This window comes from Parapedobacter lycopersici (genome assembly GCF_040395035.1).
Taxonomy (GTDB): Bacteria; Bacteroidota; Bacteroidia; order Sphingobacteriales; family Sphingobacteriaceae; genus Parapedobacter; species Parapedobacter lycopersici_A.
In genome coordinates this window covers 1-17,518 of record NZ_JBEBRB010000015.1, presented here as the reverse complement: position 1 = coordinate 17,518, position 17,518 = coordinate 1, and the positions used below count along the sequence as shown (strand labels likewise).

The window sequence follows — 17,518 nt, the reverse complement described above, 5'->3', positions numbered from 1 at the left end:
TACGAAATGAAGCAACCACTTTTAGTAGGCCTAATTTGCGCAATGGCTTGGGTGATTCCCCATGAGGTGAAGTCACAGCAAACAAACAGCAAATACAGTTATACAGAAGCGTTCGATCCATTTTTCTATACAAAGAACGGTAATCCATACCGCTCTGCAAGCGGCCAGCCCGGACCTGCGTATTGGCAAAATACAGCAGACTATAAAATTTCGGCGCGGCTGAACGAGCAAGCACATGAAATAACCGGTAGTATCACTGTTGAATACACCAACAATAGTCCGGATGAATTGGACTTCGTCTGGTTTCAGTTGGACCAAAACATGTTTTCGCAACAGGGCCGGGGCCAGCAGATTGTGCCGCTGACCAATAGCCGATACGGTGATTCCATGTCTGATTTCGATGGCGGGTACGCCATCAACTCCGTGCAATTGGGGAATGGCACTGCAGCCAAACACCTCATTAATGACACTCGCATGCAGGTTTTCCTGCCTGAACCGCTTGCGGCCGATGGCGGAAAAACGACCATTCGTATCAAATATGCTTATACCGTCCCTATGCATGGTGCCGACCGGACCGGTATTCTGGAAACACAGAACGGCAACATATTCGCCATTGCCCAATGGTTTCCCCGCGTAGCAGTATATGACGATGTACTCGGTTGGAATGTACAGCCTTATACCGGACCCGGTGAGTTTTACCTGGAATACGGCAATTACGAAGTGGATATTACTGCTCCGGCAAACCACATCGTCGTCTTAGGCGGCGAACTCCTCAATCCCGAAGAAGTATACACCCCGACACAGCTGGAGCGACTGGAACGCGCCCGGCAAAGTGACAAAACAGTGCTTATTCGATCGGCTGAAGAGGTTATCAAGCCCGATTCGCGTCCGCAGGGAAAGCAGGAGCTGACCTGGAAGTTCAGGCTTGAAAAAGCACACGATGTTGCCTGGGCTTCATCCGCAGCCTTCATTCTCGATGCTGCAAAGATAAACCTGGAAAGCGGAAAGACCGCATTGGCAATGTCGGCGTATCCGGTTGAAAGTAATGGAGGAAATGCCTGGGAGCGATCCACAGAATATACAAAAGCGTCCATCGAATTTTATTCCAAAATGCTGATGGAATACCCTTATCCGGTAGCCGTTAACGTAGCCGCCGATGTGGGTGGCATGGAATACCCGGCTATTGTATTCTGTGGCTACAAGGCTAAAGGCGCATCGCTTTGGGGCGTAACAGATCACGAGTTTGGCCATATCTGGTTTCCCATGATTGTCGGCAGCAACGAAAGGTTGCACGCATGGATGGACGAAGGCTTCAATACATTTATAAACACACTATCCACTGAAGCATTCAACGGCGGCGAATATAACCGCCCCATGGGCGATGCCAATCGTTTAGCGCTGATATACACCCGTCCGGATCTAGAGCCCATTATGAGCACACCCCAAAGCATGCAGGAACGCAATATTGGGACGTTGGCCTACCGAAAGCCGGGTTATGGTCTCACATTATTGCGCAACGAAATCCTCGGCCCGGAACGTTTCGACCGGGCGTTTAAAACCTACCTGCAATACTGGGCATACAAACACCCCACTCCGGATGATTTTTTCAGAACAATTGAGAACGTTGCAGGGGAAAATCTCAACTGGTTCTGGCGTGGCTGGTTTCAGCATAACTGGCGGTTCGACCAGGGAATCCGTGAGGTTGCGTACCTGGATGGTAATCCGGCTAACGGTGTAATCATTACCATCGATAATCTCGAAAAAATGCCAATGCCAGTAGTACTGGACATCACAACCCAAAATGGTGAGACGCATCGCGTGAAACTACCGGTAGAAATATGGGAACGTAATACGTCCTGGACATTCCGCTATCCTTCAACCGAAGCTGTCGTTGCGGTACAACTCGACCCGGACAAAGTGTACCCCGACCACAACCCGGCAAACAATCGCTGGCAGGCTAAATAAATGAAGCTTCGCTGCCAATCATACGCCTTTACATGGATAAACCGGCAGCATGAAACAAAATCGGAATTGTACCGTTACTTAGAGTAAGATGCCACAAAATTCAACAGCCCCCTCACTTATCATCGGCCGGCTTATCTTGGTACACTTAATACTGGCCGCAACGTTGCTGCTACCGGATACCGGGATGGCACAGCAAACAAACAATATCCTGAACGGTATTGTCCTTAAACTGGGAAGCGGCGAGCCACTGCAATATGTGGAGATAACAAACATCAATACGGGAACGACCGCTGAAAGTGATGAAAAAGGAAATTTCAGCATTGAGGCAAGCAAAAACGAACGGCTGCGATTTGAATATCCGGGATACCGTACTGACACCTTGGTAATCATTGAGTTCGACTTAAAACGGGTATACCTGACGCCCGATGGAAGTGCGATCCTGATTGACGAAGTGCGGATAGAGGCGCTATCCGATAATCAGCTGATAGCTGAGATTGAACGTGCAAAACAGGAGGGGCAGATAGCCGAAGCGTCCCAATCGCGTGGTGGGATACGGATTTCGCCATCCCGTTGGTTTGGGCAACGAGGTAAACAGGCACGCCAGCGCTACGAACTACTGCTTGCCGAACAGGAAAGAAGAAAAATAGATAGTCGGTTTACCCCCCAGCTCATTACCTCCCTCACACCATTGTCCGGACAGCAGCTCGGACTGTACATGACCAAATACCGGCCAACGGTCGATTTTATTTCTTCAGCAAACGACGAAGCACTCCGGCTTTACATCATGGACACTTATGCTGCCTTTAAAAAGTTAACACCGACAGAGCTTTCTGAAATTAAAGCACCTACCGAAAACCAATAATGCGCTTTTTGGGGTTGCCATATGGCTGAATAGCCGATAACAACCAGTTTCAACGTTCTACCCTAAAGGAAACTTTACAGATGGCACCGTAAGAGGTAACCTCTCCGTTTTTTACATGCACTTTAAAGTCCTTTACAAAGACGGAATCGATATGATCAACCGTATTGGATACCTCTCTTACTGCATTTCGTACCGCATCGTCAAAACTCGTGTCGGATGAAGCAATTACTTCAATTACTTTTACAATAGCCATAATCACTACGTTTAAAAATGAGCCATACAAACCCACCTTGGGTTCCATCAGTATAAAGACAAGTGATAAAGTAATTGGTTTTAAAAATTTCCCAAGCTTTGGGAAATTCCTTCCGAAATTCCAGGCTTATATATCGAGGTGGCCGAATATCAAAGCTCACTTAGCCGCTTGCCGATGTAATGGGTAAATCGGCTATGCTTCGGCTCCCCAATCATTTGCCGGGTGTAAATGCTATAGTGTCCGGATAATAAATAGGATACAATACAGGCTATCGCAACATAAATACCGCATTCCACACCAAAAAGCTCAATGCCCATAAGCATACAGGCAAGCGGTGTGTTGGTCGCACCTGCGAACACCGCTACAAACCCCATGCCCGCTAACAGTCCCATCGGCAACGGGATAAAAAATGACAACGCATTACCTAATGCCGCACCGATGAAAAACAGGGGTGTTACCTCGCCGCCTTTGAAACCAGCTGCTAGCGTAACAATGGTAAATATCATCTTCAACACAAAATCATACGGCAGTAATTGTTGTTCGAACGATGCCACTATGGTAGGGATGCCCAATCCAATGTACTTCGTGGTACCCACTGCCAAAACAGCGAGCGCAACGATTGCTCCTCCCACAAATGAGCGCAGCGGTAAAAAGCCTATCCGTGCCTTGAAGATGGAGCCCACGCTGTGCATCGCCCTGCTGAACAACGCTGCACATATCCCAAATGCAATACCTGCTATGATGGTATAGAGGACGTAGTGGAACGTTATATCGGGGATGCTGCCGATCGCATAATGCGTATGTGGCGCATTCCACATCTTCGCCACCGAGTCGGCAAGAATGGCGGATGCAAAGGCTGGGAAAATAGCACCATATTTAATTCGGCCGATTAAAAAAACCTCCATACCGAAAACCGCACCTGCCAATGGGGTGCCGAATACAGATCCGAAACCCGCTGCCACGGCTGCGATAATAAGTATCTTCCTTTCGTTGACCGTCAATCTGAAAGGCCTGCTGAACTGGTCGGCTATGGCGCCGGCCATTTGCAGAGCCGTCCCTTCGCGGCCGGCCGACCCACCGAAAAGATGCGTTGCGATAGTACCGATGTATACCAATGGGGCCATTTTGAATGGGATGATGCCCCCTGGCCGGTGAATGGCATCAATAAGCAGGTTATTTCCCGCTTCAACATCCCTACCCATGTAATGATAGAGCAGTCCGACGGTCAGGCCGCAAACGGGCAATAATGCAATCAGCCAAAGGTGGGTTTCCCTGGTTACAGTTGCCCATTCAAGCGAGAACAGAAAACCCGCTGACACACTGCCCACGCAGATACCGATTACTAAACTAATAGCCAGCCACCTAGCAATATAGGGTACGACAGGATGTCTCCTAAAAAAAACACTAATATAAATTTTGATTCCCCGGGTGAAAGATTTCCGCTGATTTTTTTGTTGCATACCTGTCCTGATTAAACGTGCTTGTTTATCCACTTAACCAGGCGTCATCAGCATCCCCTGAAGGAGCGGTTGGGCAAGGAAGAACACCATTTCCTTTTACTGGCGTAAAAGTAAAAATAAAATGTGATTAGGCAATAAGCCCGTTGCTTTTTCATACGTGTGGAGGAAATCCGCACCTGACGAAGCACCGCTACGTTGTCATTTTACAGCTGTAAACAGCGACGTGAATACATTACGTCACTGTTTACAGCTGGTTATGAAGCTAAAGACATTAATTCTCCCAGCGACTAAGGTATTTCTCGATATCTTCTTTCGTGACCGTTAATTCTTCAGGATATTTGTCAAACCAAGCGCGGAATTCACTCTTGATCTGCTCGCTCCACTTTCCGTGAATCTCCCCCGATGGATATTTTGACTGGCGAAGCAAATAACGTTCAAATTCATCCCGCAAGGCTGTCATCTCTGATGTCGCTACCAATCCCCCAACTAGATGTGCCGGAATAAAGACTACCCCATAATCATTTGCAAACACCACATCTCCGGGAAATACAGTAACTCCTTCAATCCGAATAGGTGCGTTAATTGATATGGGTGTCATGTCGCGAATGTAGGAGGGGTCATGGCCCTTAATCCAGGCATTGAACCCCGCCGTTTCCTTGAGTTCCTGCATATCACGGATCGAGCCGTCAAAGACTACTCCCTTACCTGTTTTTCCGTAAATTGCATTTCCTAAACTTGAACCGATTAGTGTGCCGTCTTTCACTTTCCCGAACCCATCTGCTACGTAAACATCTCCTTGGGTCAATATGTCAATCGGCCAAATGTTGTTCCCTCCGCTTTGTGAAAGTCCTTCCTTCTGGCCTGCAACCTTTACTAAGCTATCAAGATCAGGGCGTGCAGGCATAAAGCGGGCGGTAACAACCCGACCGACCATCGTTTCTCCCGGATTTAGCATCTGCCAGTCTTTTGCTACCTGATGATGGTAGCCGCGTCCTCCGAGGTATCCCCAAATCTGCTCCAACGTGCAATGTTCCAATCGTTTCAACATCGCATCCGAAACATGCGGCCGCCCATCGGGGAAGCGCTCACCTTGCCACTGTGCAGTTAATGACTGGACGTATTCCGGAGAGGTACCAACACTCGGAAGCTGACCAAACGCATTGGTCGAAAATAATAGGACACAAAAAACTAAAATGAAATTATTCATCGTCATATGATTTAATAAATGAATGGATTTAACAATAACAGGATAGCACCACGACGCCTATGGTACCCTTATCTTGATTAATATTTTTTTTACCGTATCATATCCATCGGCCTTAAATGCAGGGCGGTGGATTTCCTTAGGGGAAAAGATAAAAAACGTTCCCGGTCCAGCCTCATAATAGTCACCCCCTTCTACCACATACGTTTCCGTATCCTGTCTATCATTATAAGGGGTTTCCACGCTAACGCGAGGATTATTCACCGAAGTGATTCCCATGAACGTTTTTCCAGATATGATATACTGCAGGTCATTGAAAGCAGCATGCGTTTCCCAGTTAACCTCTTCCTTTTCCCTTGCTGGACCATCAGCAACAAAGGCGATAACATGATCAGGAACAATGATATATCTTCCGGGTGCAAGTGCAACAAGATCTTCATTTTTCAAGAATTCAAATGCTTTGTCCCACCATTCCGGATGCAGGTGATACTGGCTACTAAACTCCTGACGATTAATGGATAAATGCGGGGTAAGTTTCAGTCCATTTAACCATTGGTATGTTTCGTACCATGTGGTAACATCCTGCTCGTCCAATTCAACACTGGCTGATTGTGCAAAAGCACTGGCGCACGTCAATATCATAGTGATTATAGTTACCCTTATCTTTAAGGCAGCTGTTTTTTTCATAGCAATTTTCCTATAAATACGTTAGAATTCCGGGTTCTGTGGAAATTCATCTTTATTCGTAAGTCGGTCGATCATATTGCTTGGGATCGGTCGCAGGAGGAACTTCTCCCGGATATTATTGCGGCCGGCAGGATTATATAGCTTCACCCGTTCGATCAGTTTCCCTGTACGCTTTAAATCCGCCCATCTTAACCTTTCACCACCCAATTCCAATGCCCGTTCATTCAGAATAAAATCTAGGTCCAACTGGCTGGCGATAATCTTCATCTGTTCCTCCTTACCGGGCCAAGCAGCTCTTTCCCTGACCCGATTAATAAATTTAACCCCTTCGGTTGACCTATTGAGTTTCATCAACGCTTCCGCCGCAATAAGGTACATTTCCGCTAAACGAATTTCTATAACACTTCTCGTCCCGCTATTGGCATTGATCGATTCACGATTGGGATCGTTCCACTTATTTAACTTCGGATATATTTGAAGTGCCCCTACCGGATTTTCACCGTCATAATAGTCACGGATGTCCATCACTTTATAAGGTTTAGATGCCTTGTACTCATCAGATACCGCATATGGGAGGATTACAAACGCCGTATCACCGATATTCATCCCCTGAGGCAAAGTAGGTGTATAATTTGCCAGATACGTATCCCGCCAGCTTTTATCATAGCGCGAATCATTCTCCCGGTTCGCCTGCATTAAATCAAGGTAAAACCGGGTAGCCATATATCGTGGATAAGGCCGATCATAGATCAAACTACGGGTCATTCCCGGCTGAAGGTCGTAACGGGGTGTAAAGTAAAGGTAAATTGAAGTATTCGGCCCATTTAGTCGGTTGTTTTGTGAGAATTGAATGGACCAAATCGTCTCCATATTTGTGGGAGTGTTCGGGTCCCACAATTCGGCATAGTCCGATACTAAATCGAATCCGTAATCATCAATGACTTTCGTCGCATACGCTGCCGCATCCTCGTCGTGTCCAAGTGTGAGGTAAACTCTCGCCAACAACGCCTCCGCTGCAGGTTTAGCTGCACGTCCCCAATCCGACTGTGTGGGCGGGAGTAAGTCTGCTGCCTTGTGTAAATCGGCTACTATTTGATCATACACCTGGCTTTGCGGTATTCGCGTAGCGGTAGTAGTCACTTCTTTTATCTCCTCGAGTGGCATGGGTAAATCACCAAAATGCATGACCAAAATATGGTAATACCAAGCGCGCAGGAAGTAAGCTTCCCCTAATTTTGCGTTTAGTTCACTTTCCGTTAAACCGGTCACATCCGATGCACGGGAAATTGCCGTATTGCATGCGGAAATCCCGATGTAATAGCCTTCCCATAAATTATATAGGATATTATTACTGGCTTGGAGAGCAGGAGAATACGTATTGAACTCGTTTGCCTCCACATCAGATGCGCTCGTCCATAAATCCGTGCCATATAACATCGGTGCCAGTCCACCTCCATTCATTTGCGAGCGTGTCTGTGTATAACACGCATTTATTAAATCGCTAAATCCCGTTGCTGTATTATAATAGGTATCTGCTGTGGGTTCATTGATATTTTCTTCATCAAGCTGATTGGTACACCCCTGGAATAAGAGCAGGTTAACTAAAGCGATTAATAATGTATTTAATATCGTTTTCATGGTTCAATGTTGAAAGATTAAAAGCCAATGTTGACCCCTGCCACCACCGTTCTGACCGCAGGATATGTTAAAGTGTCTTCCGCCCAATCGGGTTTCATATTGAATTTCCGCACCTCTGATTTCGTCCAATAAAATAAATTCATTGCTGAAAGATATATTCTGGCATTGGATAGATGCAGCAGGTCTAGTGCCGATCGCGGAATCGAATAGCCCAGTGACACCTGCGGGATTGTGATGTAAGTGGCATCCCGGTAAGTCAATGTGCTACCATCAAGACCACCACCTTCATACAATTGGTTTGGGCGGGGATATGCGTCCGTTGGGTTGTCCGGTGTCCAATAATCAAAGATGAATTTATTGTATCGCTTCTTGGAATAGGGTGCGAAAGCGCCAACGGCAGTCATTCCACCCCACCGAACATAAGCAGTTACCGAAAAATCCCAGTTTTTATAAGAGAATTGGTTGGTCATATTAGCCACAAAATCAGGCTCACGGTCTCCTAGGATCATACGGTCTGCAGCCGATATATTGCCGTCATCATTTAAATCCAATACTTTTATTTGTCCCGGAACACGTCCATAGCTCGCAGCATCTGTTGCTTCATTCAGCTGCCAGATGCCGATCTTTTGGTAATCGTAATAAACATTTATCGGATGTCCGATAAACCAACCGTTTCCAATATCATCTATCTTGCCGTTGTACAGTTCAGTGATTCTGGATCGATTGGTATACAATGTGAAATTTGTATTCCATTTGAAATCCTGACGTGTGATGTTAACAGTGCGAAGACCTACTTCAAAACCTTTGTTCGTTGTGCTACCCACATTTTCCAGTACCTGGTCGTATCCAGATGTAATGGGCAGTTTCCGAAACATGAGCAAATCGTAGGTATTGGTATTATAGACTTCGACATTACCGCTGACTCTTCCGGCCCATAGTCCGAAATCAACACCAACATTGTAAACTGCTGTACTTTCCCATTTGAGGTTTTTGTTTGCCAACGCCGCTGGTCGATAGCCAAATCCCGCATTTTCGTTCCAGGAATAGGTCGTTCTTTCCAGACTTCCCTGTGTCTGATAAGGATTAATGGCCTGATTGCCGGTAACACCATAGGAGAGCCTCAGTTTCAGGTTGGAAAGCCAATCCTGAACACCGGCCATAAAAGGCTCTTCGGAGATATTATAGGCAAAAGCGACGGACGGAAAATATCCCCATTTATGATTGTCAGCAAATTGGGAAGCGCCATCGGCACGCATAGAAAGCGTTAATAAATATTTGCTTTTATAACCATAGAATATACGTGCGGCATAAGAGAGCAGGGTCCACTCCGATAGGCTGGAGCTCACCTCATTCACCACATTCGCACTTCCGATATTATGATATCTTGAAGGTTCATAGGGCACATCGGTCACGCCCGCACCACTGGTTTCCGTATGCGTAGCCTGAAAACCGTGGACGCCAGTCACAGTTAATTGATGGTCTTCGTTAAAAGTTTTGTTGTATGTAAGGATACTTTCGTATAACTTAAAGTTATTAATCGCGTTGTCTATATTTGCAGTCGGTAAACCAAGGTTTCGCATAATCGAATAATATCCTGCCGATTCTTTTTCCGTTGCTAGCCTGAAATTCGTTCCTACACTTAAGCGATATGTTAATTCCGGCAGGATTTTCGCCTCTCCGTAGGCATTTACAAATGCGTCCCAACGTTTATTATCATACCGATACGAATCAAACAGGTAATCGGCTAATGGATTTATTTCAAAACCATCGGTAGTAAGTGCGAACCGTGGAGATCCGTCCTCGTTGTATACCTGTCCTAGCGGACTCCCGTTAACGGCATAATATGTCAATGCCCGGGGATCTGTTTTATTGGAATTTATACTGTAATTCAATTGGATCGATGTGCCCGCGGTGATAATGGGCGAAAGTGTAAAGTCCAGATTCGTTCGCATACTGATGCGATTAAAAATATCATCTGGCAGAATCCCCTCTTCATTAAAATAATTCGTCGCAAAATTATATTTCACCGCCTCACTCCCACCCATAATCGATAACTGGTGCTTCTGCTGATGCCCATTTTGCAACAGTAAATCTTGGTAATCAAGCCCCGGCCCACCTGATTTTAACGTTTCCAATTCAATTGCATCGAAAACAGCTTCATCATATTTGGGGTTAACACCAGGGTCCGGATAGCCTCCCGAAGCACGAAATGCCTCCCGGGCCCAGTCTGCATATTGAGTTGCGTCAGCATAGGGCATTCTTCCGTAGCGGAATTGCGCCCCGGCGTAACTTTCTACAAGAAACCGCGGTTTGCCTGATTCGCCCCGTTTTGTGGTAATCATAATTACCCCATTTGAACCTCTCGAGCCATAAATAGCTGTTGATGAGGCATCTTTTAACACGTCGACACTCTTTATATCATAAGGATTAATATCGTTAATGGTCCCATAAAAGGGCATTCCATCGACGATAATCAAAGGATCATTTGAAGCGGTAAATGAGCGGGTGCCGCGAAGCAAAATGGCAGATTCACTACCTGGGTCTCCACCGGAAGAAACAATATCCAGTCCGGCTACCCGACCACTCAAAGCCTGACTAACATTTGCAACCGGCATGTCTGCAAAATCCTCTGCCGAAACGGAACTTACTGCGCCAGTTAAATCCTTTCGTTTTTGCGTTCCGTATCCGACTACCACGACCTCTTCTAATGCCCGCTGATCTGCACTGAGCTGGACATTAATGACAAGTTGATTGTTTATACTGACTTCCTGCGAGATAAAACCTATATAACTGATCTCTAAAACACCATCAGGTGCTGCATCAATAGTAAATTCACCCCGCTCATTTGTCAATGTACTATGGGTTGTCCCTTTTAATGTAACCGTAGCACCGGCAATAGGTGTATTACTTTCGTTTGTAATTGTTCCGCTAACCTGTACTTGAACCGGCATCATAAATGTTGGTTTGGGATTTATTTTACTCCACTTCGGACGAATAAGTATCGTGCGGTTGCTCAACTCGTAATTAAAAGGCTGATTTTTCAGTGCCTGCCGCAGCGCTTCCTCTACTGAAGCACCTTTTATTTCGATGGTCACCGGATTGGCCATCTCACGTAATAAATCGGCGTTGTAAAGTAATTGGTAACCGCTCTGGAGTCTGATTTTTTGCAGCACGGTCCCTAAAGACACGTTTTTTTCAGTTAAGACAATGTCCTGGGAAAAAACAGTGGCCGAGACATGAAGGTTGACCGCCACTAGTAAAACAGTTGTAAGCTTCATGATCAAAAGCCATTTCAATGTGCTTAAATTCATTATATTTGTATTGTTTTAAGGTGATTAATCTGTTACTTATCATTGCGGAATTTGCCTTAATCATACCGGATACGTGGCTGCGTATCCGGCTTTATTTATTGTAAGGCACTGATCGTTTTGTTTATACTACATAGGCTTATCATTTTTAAGGTTTAACTTTAATGGTTCTGTTTTTTATCTCGAAATGAGTATTGCCGGTTTTTTCAAACATTTCCAACACATGGGACAGCGGCACATCTCTGGAAATAAAGCCATTATACCGGGTATTGGGCAAGTAAGTATAATCAACCTCCACATCGTACCAGCGTGATAATTGCCGCATGATCATATGCAATGGCTGATCGTTAAACAAAAAATTACCATCTTTCCATGAATATTCATTTTCAACATTGACCTGGGTCACGTCCAATTGGTCATTCGTCAATACCGCTTGTTCTCCGGGTTTTAAGGTCTTTTGCTGTGGTCCGGCCGCTCCGGTTGTCGCTGAAACCGTAACGCGTACGCCGCCTTCAAGTAACGTTGTCTTTACCGCCTCCTCATCTGCATAGGCACTGATGTTAAACTTGGTTCCGGTCACTTCAACCTGTTGATTCCTTGTTTTTACAATAAATGGCACTTTATATTGATCCCTGTTTTTGGATTTCGTAGAAAGATGTCTTTCTGCATAAAAAGCGTTAGCTACCTCAAAATAAGCCTCACCGTCCAATTCGACTTCCCGTTTGTCGCTGGCAAATTTTGCGGGGTATTTCAAGGAAGAAGCTGCATTAAGCCACACTTTGGTTTGATCCGGCAATATGACCTGATACTGGCCACTTTTTGGGGTTGTCAATCTATGATACAACACACGGTTATCCGCGAAAACAGATCGGCTATTGGCCGCTTTATAGACCAATAATCCATCGGCTGTTTTGCTGATGGTCACATCGCCTATGCGGGTAAGAAAACCTTCCTCCTGTTGTGCCAAGACAATTTCATGTCCATCAGCAAGTGTCAGCACAGCTTTATTCCCTCCGGGAGACACATCCTCTATTACCATGCTGTTTTCGGATTGAAGGGATACTATTGCCTGATTCTTTTCGGGCCAATATAGGTAGCCAATGAGTGAAAACGTGATCAATGCCACGGCTGCCACCGCAGCTATTTGTCTAAAATCAAGCAATTTTGCCGTTTTATCTCCGGCACATCCTGACTGCTGCTCATCCAGTCTTGCTAATATGGATTGATATATGCGCTGGCGTATCTCATCCGCATTTGCTGCGTCCGGGATATTTACAAAATCATCAGCGGCAATGACCTGATCGTCATACCACTTGTGTAACAACTCCTTTTCTGCTAAAGAGGCATTCCCTGCAATAAATTTTTTTGCAATCTCCCTAATATGATTCATAATTGGTGATCCAGTATTTCTGGCTTATCTATTAGGTAGAGTATGGCGACGGAGGTTTACCCTTATCTAATTAATTAAAAAATTAAATAAATAGAGAATATAAACCTTTACCGAAACGGCTCCGTATAATTCTAAGCGCCTTGGTAAGGTGCGCTTCCGCCGTTTTGGTTGAGATATGGAGTGTATCTGCTACTTCATGGAGTGGACGATCTTCCAGTTTATTATACTGAAAAACCAGCCGGCATTTTTCTGGCAGGTCATTTGACAGCGTTTCAATAATTTCAAGGAGTAGCTTATTTTCTAACGCCTCAGCAGCATCTATTGATAAATCCTGATGCCGTTTCCAGTTCTGCTGGTATTCCTGAACCTGTTTTTCTTTGGCAATGTAATGGTAAACAGCGTAACGCACCATAGCGGCTAAATATACTGGCAACGATCGAATCTGAAGAATTGCCTTTCGTTTCCACAGCGTTAGGAATACATCTTGAACGATCTCCTCTGCAGCCGCAGTATCCTTTAGTTTTTGATAGGCCAAAAAATATAGCTTGTCCCAATATCGATTATAAATTCCGGTGAATGCCGTTTCATCTCCATCTTTCAGGTAGAAGATTAATTCTGTATCGTTTTTCTCATTAAAACCAGGCATAATTGGGTAGAAAGCTAAGATATAGAATTAAAAAGTTTATTTGCAAATATGTTTACTAAATCGACTCCGCACATACACGCACTGGGATGTAAGCGCATATTGCGACAGCGCGCGCGAGCCGATGCCTATAAATGATATTTATAGGCACATTGGATGGTGGTTTAAGTAAACAAAGGAATAGCTATGTCAGCGCCTAGCCTATTTCGCATAGGTATTTTCTGTTGATACAGAAAGAGGAAACTCCGTTAGCCCGGGCTTGCCAATTTCTGAAATCCAGCTATGTAGCAATCGGGGATATCCGTTGATTAGTTTGAAAGCAGGACATCATCGATCGTTTCCGTTTAACCTCGAACGAATCTATGTCACGAATTACGGTATTTCTGAATGGCTGTCTGGAGAAATACGTACAGCCGATCGCCGTCAGCAGCGGTTAAGCAAGACCGGCACAACTTGTCATCGCCTGGTTACCTATTCGTTCCGAAGCGTATCTACCGGATTCATCAATGCGGCCTTGACAGCGTGGAAACCGATCGTTGCGAGCGTAATCATCAACATCAATGCGGCCGACAGGGCAAATATCCACCAGGATAATGGCGTACGGTAGGCAAAGTTTGTCAGCCACCGGTCCATGATATACCACACCAGTGGTACGGCGATGACAGCTGCAATACCCGCCAGCTTCAGGAAATCACGGGATATCAGCGCGACCACGCTTGTCGCCGACGCTCCGAGTACCTTGCGGACACCGATCTCCTTGGTACGCTGCACGGTGCTGTATGCAACCAATCCCAGCATGCCCAGACAGGAAATGAAAATAGCCAGCACCGAAAAGTAGAAGAAGAGGCTGCCAAACCGCTGCTCCCCCCGGTACTGATTATCAAAGGAATCGTCGAGAAATTCATACGTAAACGGCTTATCCGGTACTTGGGCTTCCCAGACTTTTTTAATTGCGTTCAGGCTGGTGCGTATGTCGCCACCGGCCAGGTTCACCGAAATGTACTGAAAACCACTTGGATCGATCCGCATGCTCAATGGCTGTATTTTAGTCTGTAGCGAGTGGTAATGAAAATCCTTGACCACCCCAATAATCCGGCCTTCATGCCCCCATTGCTTGAACCGCCGACCTATCGCCTGCTGGGGCGAAGAATACCCAAGCATTGCTACGGCAGCCTCATTCAGCACCATCGCCTGCGTAGCGTCTGTCCCAAACTCCCGGGAGAAGGATCGCCCTGCCGCCATCTCCAGGTTGTACAGGTCGAAATAATCAAAATCCACAAAATACAGATCCACGTTGGACTGTTGTAACGCTCCCTCCACATTCTCAATTTCCGAATAAGCGCTGGTATGGTCGCCACCCGGGACACTGGACGATAGACTGGCCGACCGGACACCGGGCAGGTTAGTAATGGCTTCCTTTACGATTTCCTGAGCGCGGTCTTCGTAACCGTTTATGACCAATACCTGGTCTTTACGGAAACCCAGTTGCTGGCTACGCATGTAGTCCATTTGCTTGTAGACCGTAAGCGTAGCAGCAATCAATGCAAGTGAGAGGGTGAACTGGCCTGCCACCAACCCCTTCCGTAACCAGGTCTTCGCTGGACCGCTGCCGGTGACACCTCCCTTCAGGACTTTCACCGGCTTGAACGAAGACAGTACCCAAGCCGGATAAATACCCGCGAGCAACCCCACTCCAAGCGCTCCGGAACAGAGCGCCAGCAACGCCCCCGGATTACTGAATAAACTATCGGAAATCACCTTACCTGCCAGTTGGTTGAATAGCGGCAGCAACAGGGACGAAAAAACGATTGCAAGCACCACAGCAATCAGGCTCACCAATAGCGATTCGCCGATAAACTGCCGCGTCAGTTGTCCCCTTGCCGCACCGACCACTTTGCGGATGCCTACTTCCCGCGCCCGCTCCACTGCCCTCGCAGTAGACAAGTTCACGAAATTGAAACAGGCCGTCAGCAGGATCAACAAAGCCACCGCACCAAAAATATAAACATGGACGACATTACCCGTTTGCCCCGCATACCGGTAATTACCGAAATGGAGATATACTTCCTTCAAGGGATACAAGCGGAGCGTATAGTGCATCTGCAGCTCTTTCATGAGGCTGCCGATGTGCCGCTCCAGGTAGTCCGGCAGCTTGGCTTCCAGTGCCCGGGGATCAGCGCCGGGATTCAGTAGTAGATAGGTACTGGGATAATGGTTGGTCCAGTTTTCGGCAGACTCCTTCTCCAGCACTTCGGTGAGCGTAGACATCGAGATCAATAGGTCTCCCTTAATCTGCGAATTCGCCGGCATGTCGTGCATCAGGCCCGTGATCCGAACCGTGAGCACGGTGTCCCCGGTGGGGAGAGTCAATTCCCGGCCCATCGGGTCTTCCGTACCAAAATATTTTTTGGCTGCGCGCTCGCTGAGTACCACGCTGAACGGGTCAATTAAAGCTGTGCGCGGATCCCCCTGCACAAGCCCAAAATCGAATACCTGGAAAAAGGAGGAATCGACCGCCAAACCGTGGGGCTCGTTGATCTTCAAGTCACCCTGCTTAACCAATAGATTGACGTCCGCAACCCGCACGAAAGATGCCACCTCGGGAAAATCATGCTTGATATTCGGCCCATTCGGATAATTGGTAATAGCCCCCTCGAACGTTTCGGTAGGTGTACTGACTGTCGTGGTTAAGCGGTAGATGCGATCGGCCTTGGTGTGAAAGCTGTCATAGCTCAGCTCAAAGCTCACGTAAAGAAAGATCAGGAAGCAGGCAGTCATCCCAACGGAGAGGCCAGTGATGTTGATGAACGAAAATATCCGATGTTTCCGGAGGTTGCGCAGTGCAGTCTTAAGGTAATTCCTAATCATACCAATGTCTTATTATAGGTACGCCATGGCAGGCTTTCGCTCCACAGACTTCTTTACGGCAACAACAAATTTGCCAATTGCAAAAAACACGCTGATCCGGTAAAAACCGAAGATGGTTGTTAATTAAAGTGTCCGCAATCGAACAGTGGATGTGCGATCGCGGTCAGTATTTCGGCCGGGAGTGGTAATATCCGCTGAGCATTTTCACCTGGCCTGCGAATTCGGCATGATGACTGTTGAAGTCATCAGTGACACCCAAAGTTGACGGCATCCGGGTGGGTTTGGCATGCCCTGTAATGAAAAAGCCCTTGCTTTCGCAAAGGCCTTTTTGTTTGGTGCGGAAGAGCAGATTCGAACTGCCACGCCCGTAGGGCGCCACCCCCTCAAGATGGTGCGTCTACCAATTTCGCCACTTCCGCAGGGATTAACGAATGCAAAAGTAGCGTATTTTTTTGTTTCTACAAGTCTTTTAATACAATTGAAAAATCACATCAGGAACGGTTTTCATCCTGGTATTGATCAATCAGTGTCTGTATAATTCCGTCTACCAGGCCTACCCTCGGCACAATGATCTGTCTCAATCGGCCATACTTCATCAACGTAAGAAAAATTTCACACGCAGGGATAATCACATCAGCCCGGTCATTATTCAATCCCAGTACATTGATACGGTCTTTCAGCGAAAACGAGTTAAGGTATTCGTAGATCGATTTCAGTTTTGTGTATGAGATCGGCTTGTCTTCCTTATCATTGGCCAGCCTGGATAATTTGTTAATGTTTCCACCGGTACCCACCCCGTACACATTCTTAAACATCCCGGTATGGGTTTTTACCCAGTCTTTCATTTCACTCCACGTTTCTTCATCATCCTGATTATCCAATATCCGGATTGTGCCGATATTGAACGATGCCGATGCCACCAGCCGGGTATCCGCAAACAGGGACAGTTCGGTGCTTCCCCCGCCCACATCAATATACAGGTAAACCTTTTTACCTCCCAGTTGCTGTTCTATATGGCTGTTGTAGATAATTTCCGCCTCCTTCGCACCGTCGATGATCTGCAAGTCAATACCGGATGCCCTGATCTGTGCAACGAGCGCCCCGCCGTTTTCAGCCTCGCGCATGGCCGACGTTGCACATGCCATGTAGGCTTCCACTTTATACACATCCATCAAATTACGGAACGCAGACATGGTTTTCACCAGATCGTCCGCTTTGGGCTGGGATATCGATTGCTCAA

Annotated in this window: 12 protein-coding genes, 1 tRNA gene and 1 riboswitch; of the genes, 2 read left to right on the top strand and 11 right to left on the bottom strand. The window is 46.5% G+C overall.

Features of this window, described 5'->3' with window-relative positions; genetic code table 11:
* Positions 1-6: 6 nt before the first annotated feature.
* Both ABWO75_RS05315 and ABWO75_RS05310 read left to right on the top strand, forming a co-directional pair.
* Positions 7-1,965, top strand: coding sequence for a M1 family metallopeptidase (locus ABWO75_RS05315; protein ID WP_353183309.1), 1,959 nt, complete (start codon positions 7-9; stop codon positions 1,963-1,965).
* 88 nt (positions 1,966-2,053) lie between these two features.
* Positions 2,054-2,827 (top strand): carboxypeptidase-like regulatory domain-containing protein, encoded by a 774-nt coding sequence (locus tag ABWO75_RS05310; protein WP_353183307.1) that lies wholly within the window; start codon positions 2,054-2,056, stop codon positions 2,825-2,827.
* 49 nt (positions 2,828-2,876) lie between these two features.
* Here ABWO75_RS05310 and ABWO75_RS05305 read toward each other — a convergent pair whose 3' ends face one another.
* The 11 genes from ABWO75_RS05305 to ABWO75_RS05255 all read right to left on the bottom strand — a co-directional run.
* Complete coding sequence (locus tag ABWO75_RS05305) at positions 2,877-3,128, bottom strand: dodecin family protein (protein WP_353183305.1); 252 nt, start codon at positions 3,126-3,128, stop codon at positions 2,877-2,879.
* Between the two features lie 101 nt (positions 3,129-3,229).
* A complete protein-coding gene (locus ABWO75_RS05300; protein ID WP_353183303.1) occupies positions 3,230-4,408 on the bottom strand; it encodes a voltage-gated chloride channel family protein in 1,179 nt (392 codons plus the stop codon).
* Positions 4,409-4,571: 163 nt separating this feature from the next.
* A riboswitch (Fluoride riboswitch) is annotated at positions 4,572-4,643 on the bottom strand.
* Between the two features lie 168 nt (positions 4,644-4,811).
* A complete protein-coding gene (locus tag ABWO75_RS05295; protein WP_353183301.1) occupies positions 4,812-5,747 on the bottom strand; it encodes an RraA family protein in 936 nt (311 codons plus the stop codon).
* A gap of 57 nt (positions 5,748-5,804) precedes the next feature.
* Positions 5,805-6,431, bottom strand: a complete 627-nt coding sequence (locus tag ABWO75_RS05290; RefSeq protein ID WP_353183299.1) for a NanQ anomerase/TabA/YiaL family protein — start codon at positions 6,429-6,431, stop codon at positions 5,805-5,807.
* A 21-nt stretch (positions 6,432-6,452) separates the two neighbouring features.
* The gene (locus ABWO75_RS05285; RefSeq protein WP_353183297.1) at positions 6,453-8,069 is read right to left on the bottom strand and encodes a RagB/SusD family nutrient uptake outer membrane protein; all 1,617 of its coding nucleotides are present in this window, start codon (positions 8,067-8,069) and stop codon (positions 6,453-6,455) included.
* 17 nt (positions 8,070-8,086) lie between these two features.
* Positions 8,087-11,380 (bottom strand): TonB-dependent receptor, encoded by a 3,294-nt coding sequence (locus ABWO75_RS05280; protein WP_353183295.1) that lies wholly within the window; start codon positions 11,378-11,380, stop codon positions 8,087-8,089.
* Between the two features lie 145 nt (positions 11,381-11,525).
* On the bottom strand, positions 11,526-12,767 hold the full coding sequence (locus ABWO75_RS05275; protein ID WP_353183293.1) for a FecR family protein: 1,242 nt from the start codon (positions 12,765-12,767) through the stop codon (positions 11,526-11,528).
* Positions 12,768-12,849: 82 nt separating this feature from the next.
* A complete protein-coding gene (locus tag ABWO75_RS05270) occupies positions 12,850-13,413 on the bottom strand; it encodes a sigma-70 family RNA polymerase sigma factor (RefSeq protein ID WP_353183291.1) in 564 nt (187 codons plus the stop codon).
* Positions 13,414-13,881: 468 nt separating this feature from the next.
* A complete protein-coding gene (locus tag ABWO75_RS05265; RefSeq protein WP_353183289.1) occupies positions 13,882-16,278 on the bottom strand; it encodes an ABC transporter permease in 2,397 nt (798 codons plus the stop codon).
* A 333-nt stretch (positions 16,279-16,611) separates the two neighbouring features.
* Positions 16,612-16,697 (bottom strand) — tRNA-Leu (locus ABWO75_RS05260).
* Positions 16,698-16,769: 72 nt separating this feature from the next.
* Positions 16,770-17,518, bottom strand: a 749-nt coding sequence (locus ABWO75_RS05255; protein ID WP_353183287.1) for a Ppx/GppA phosphatase family protein, incomplete at its 5' end; no start/stop codon positions are given.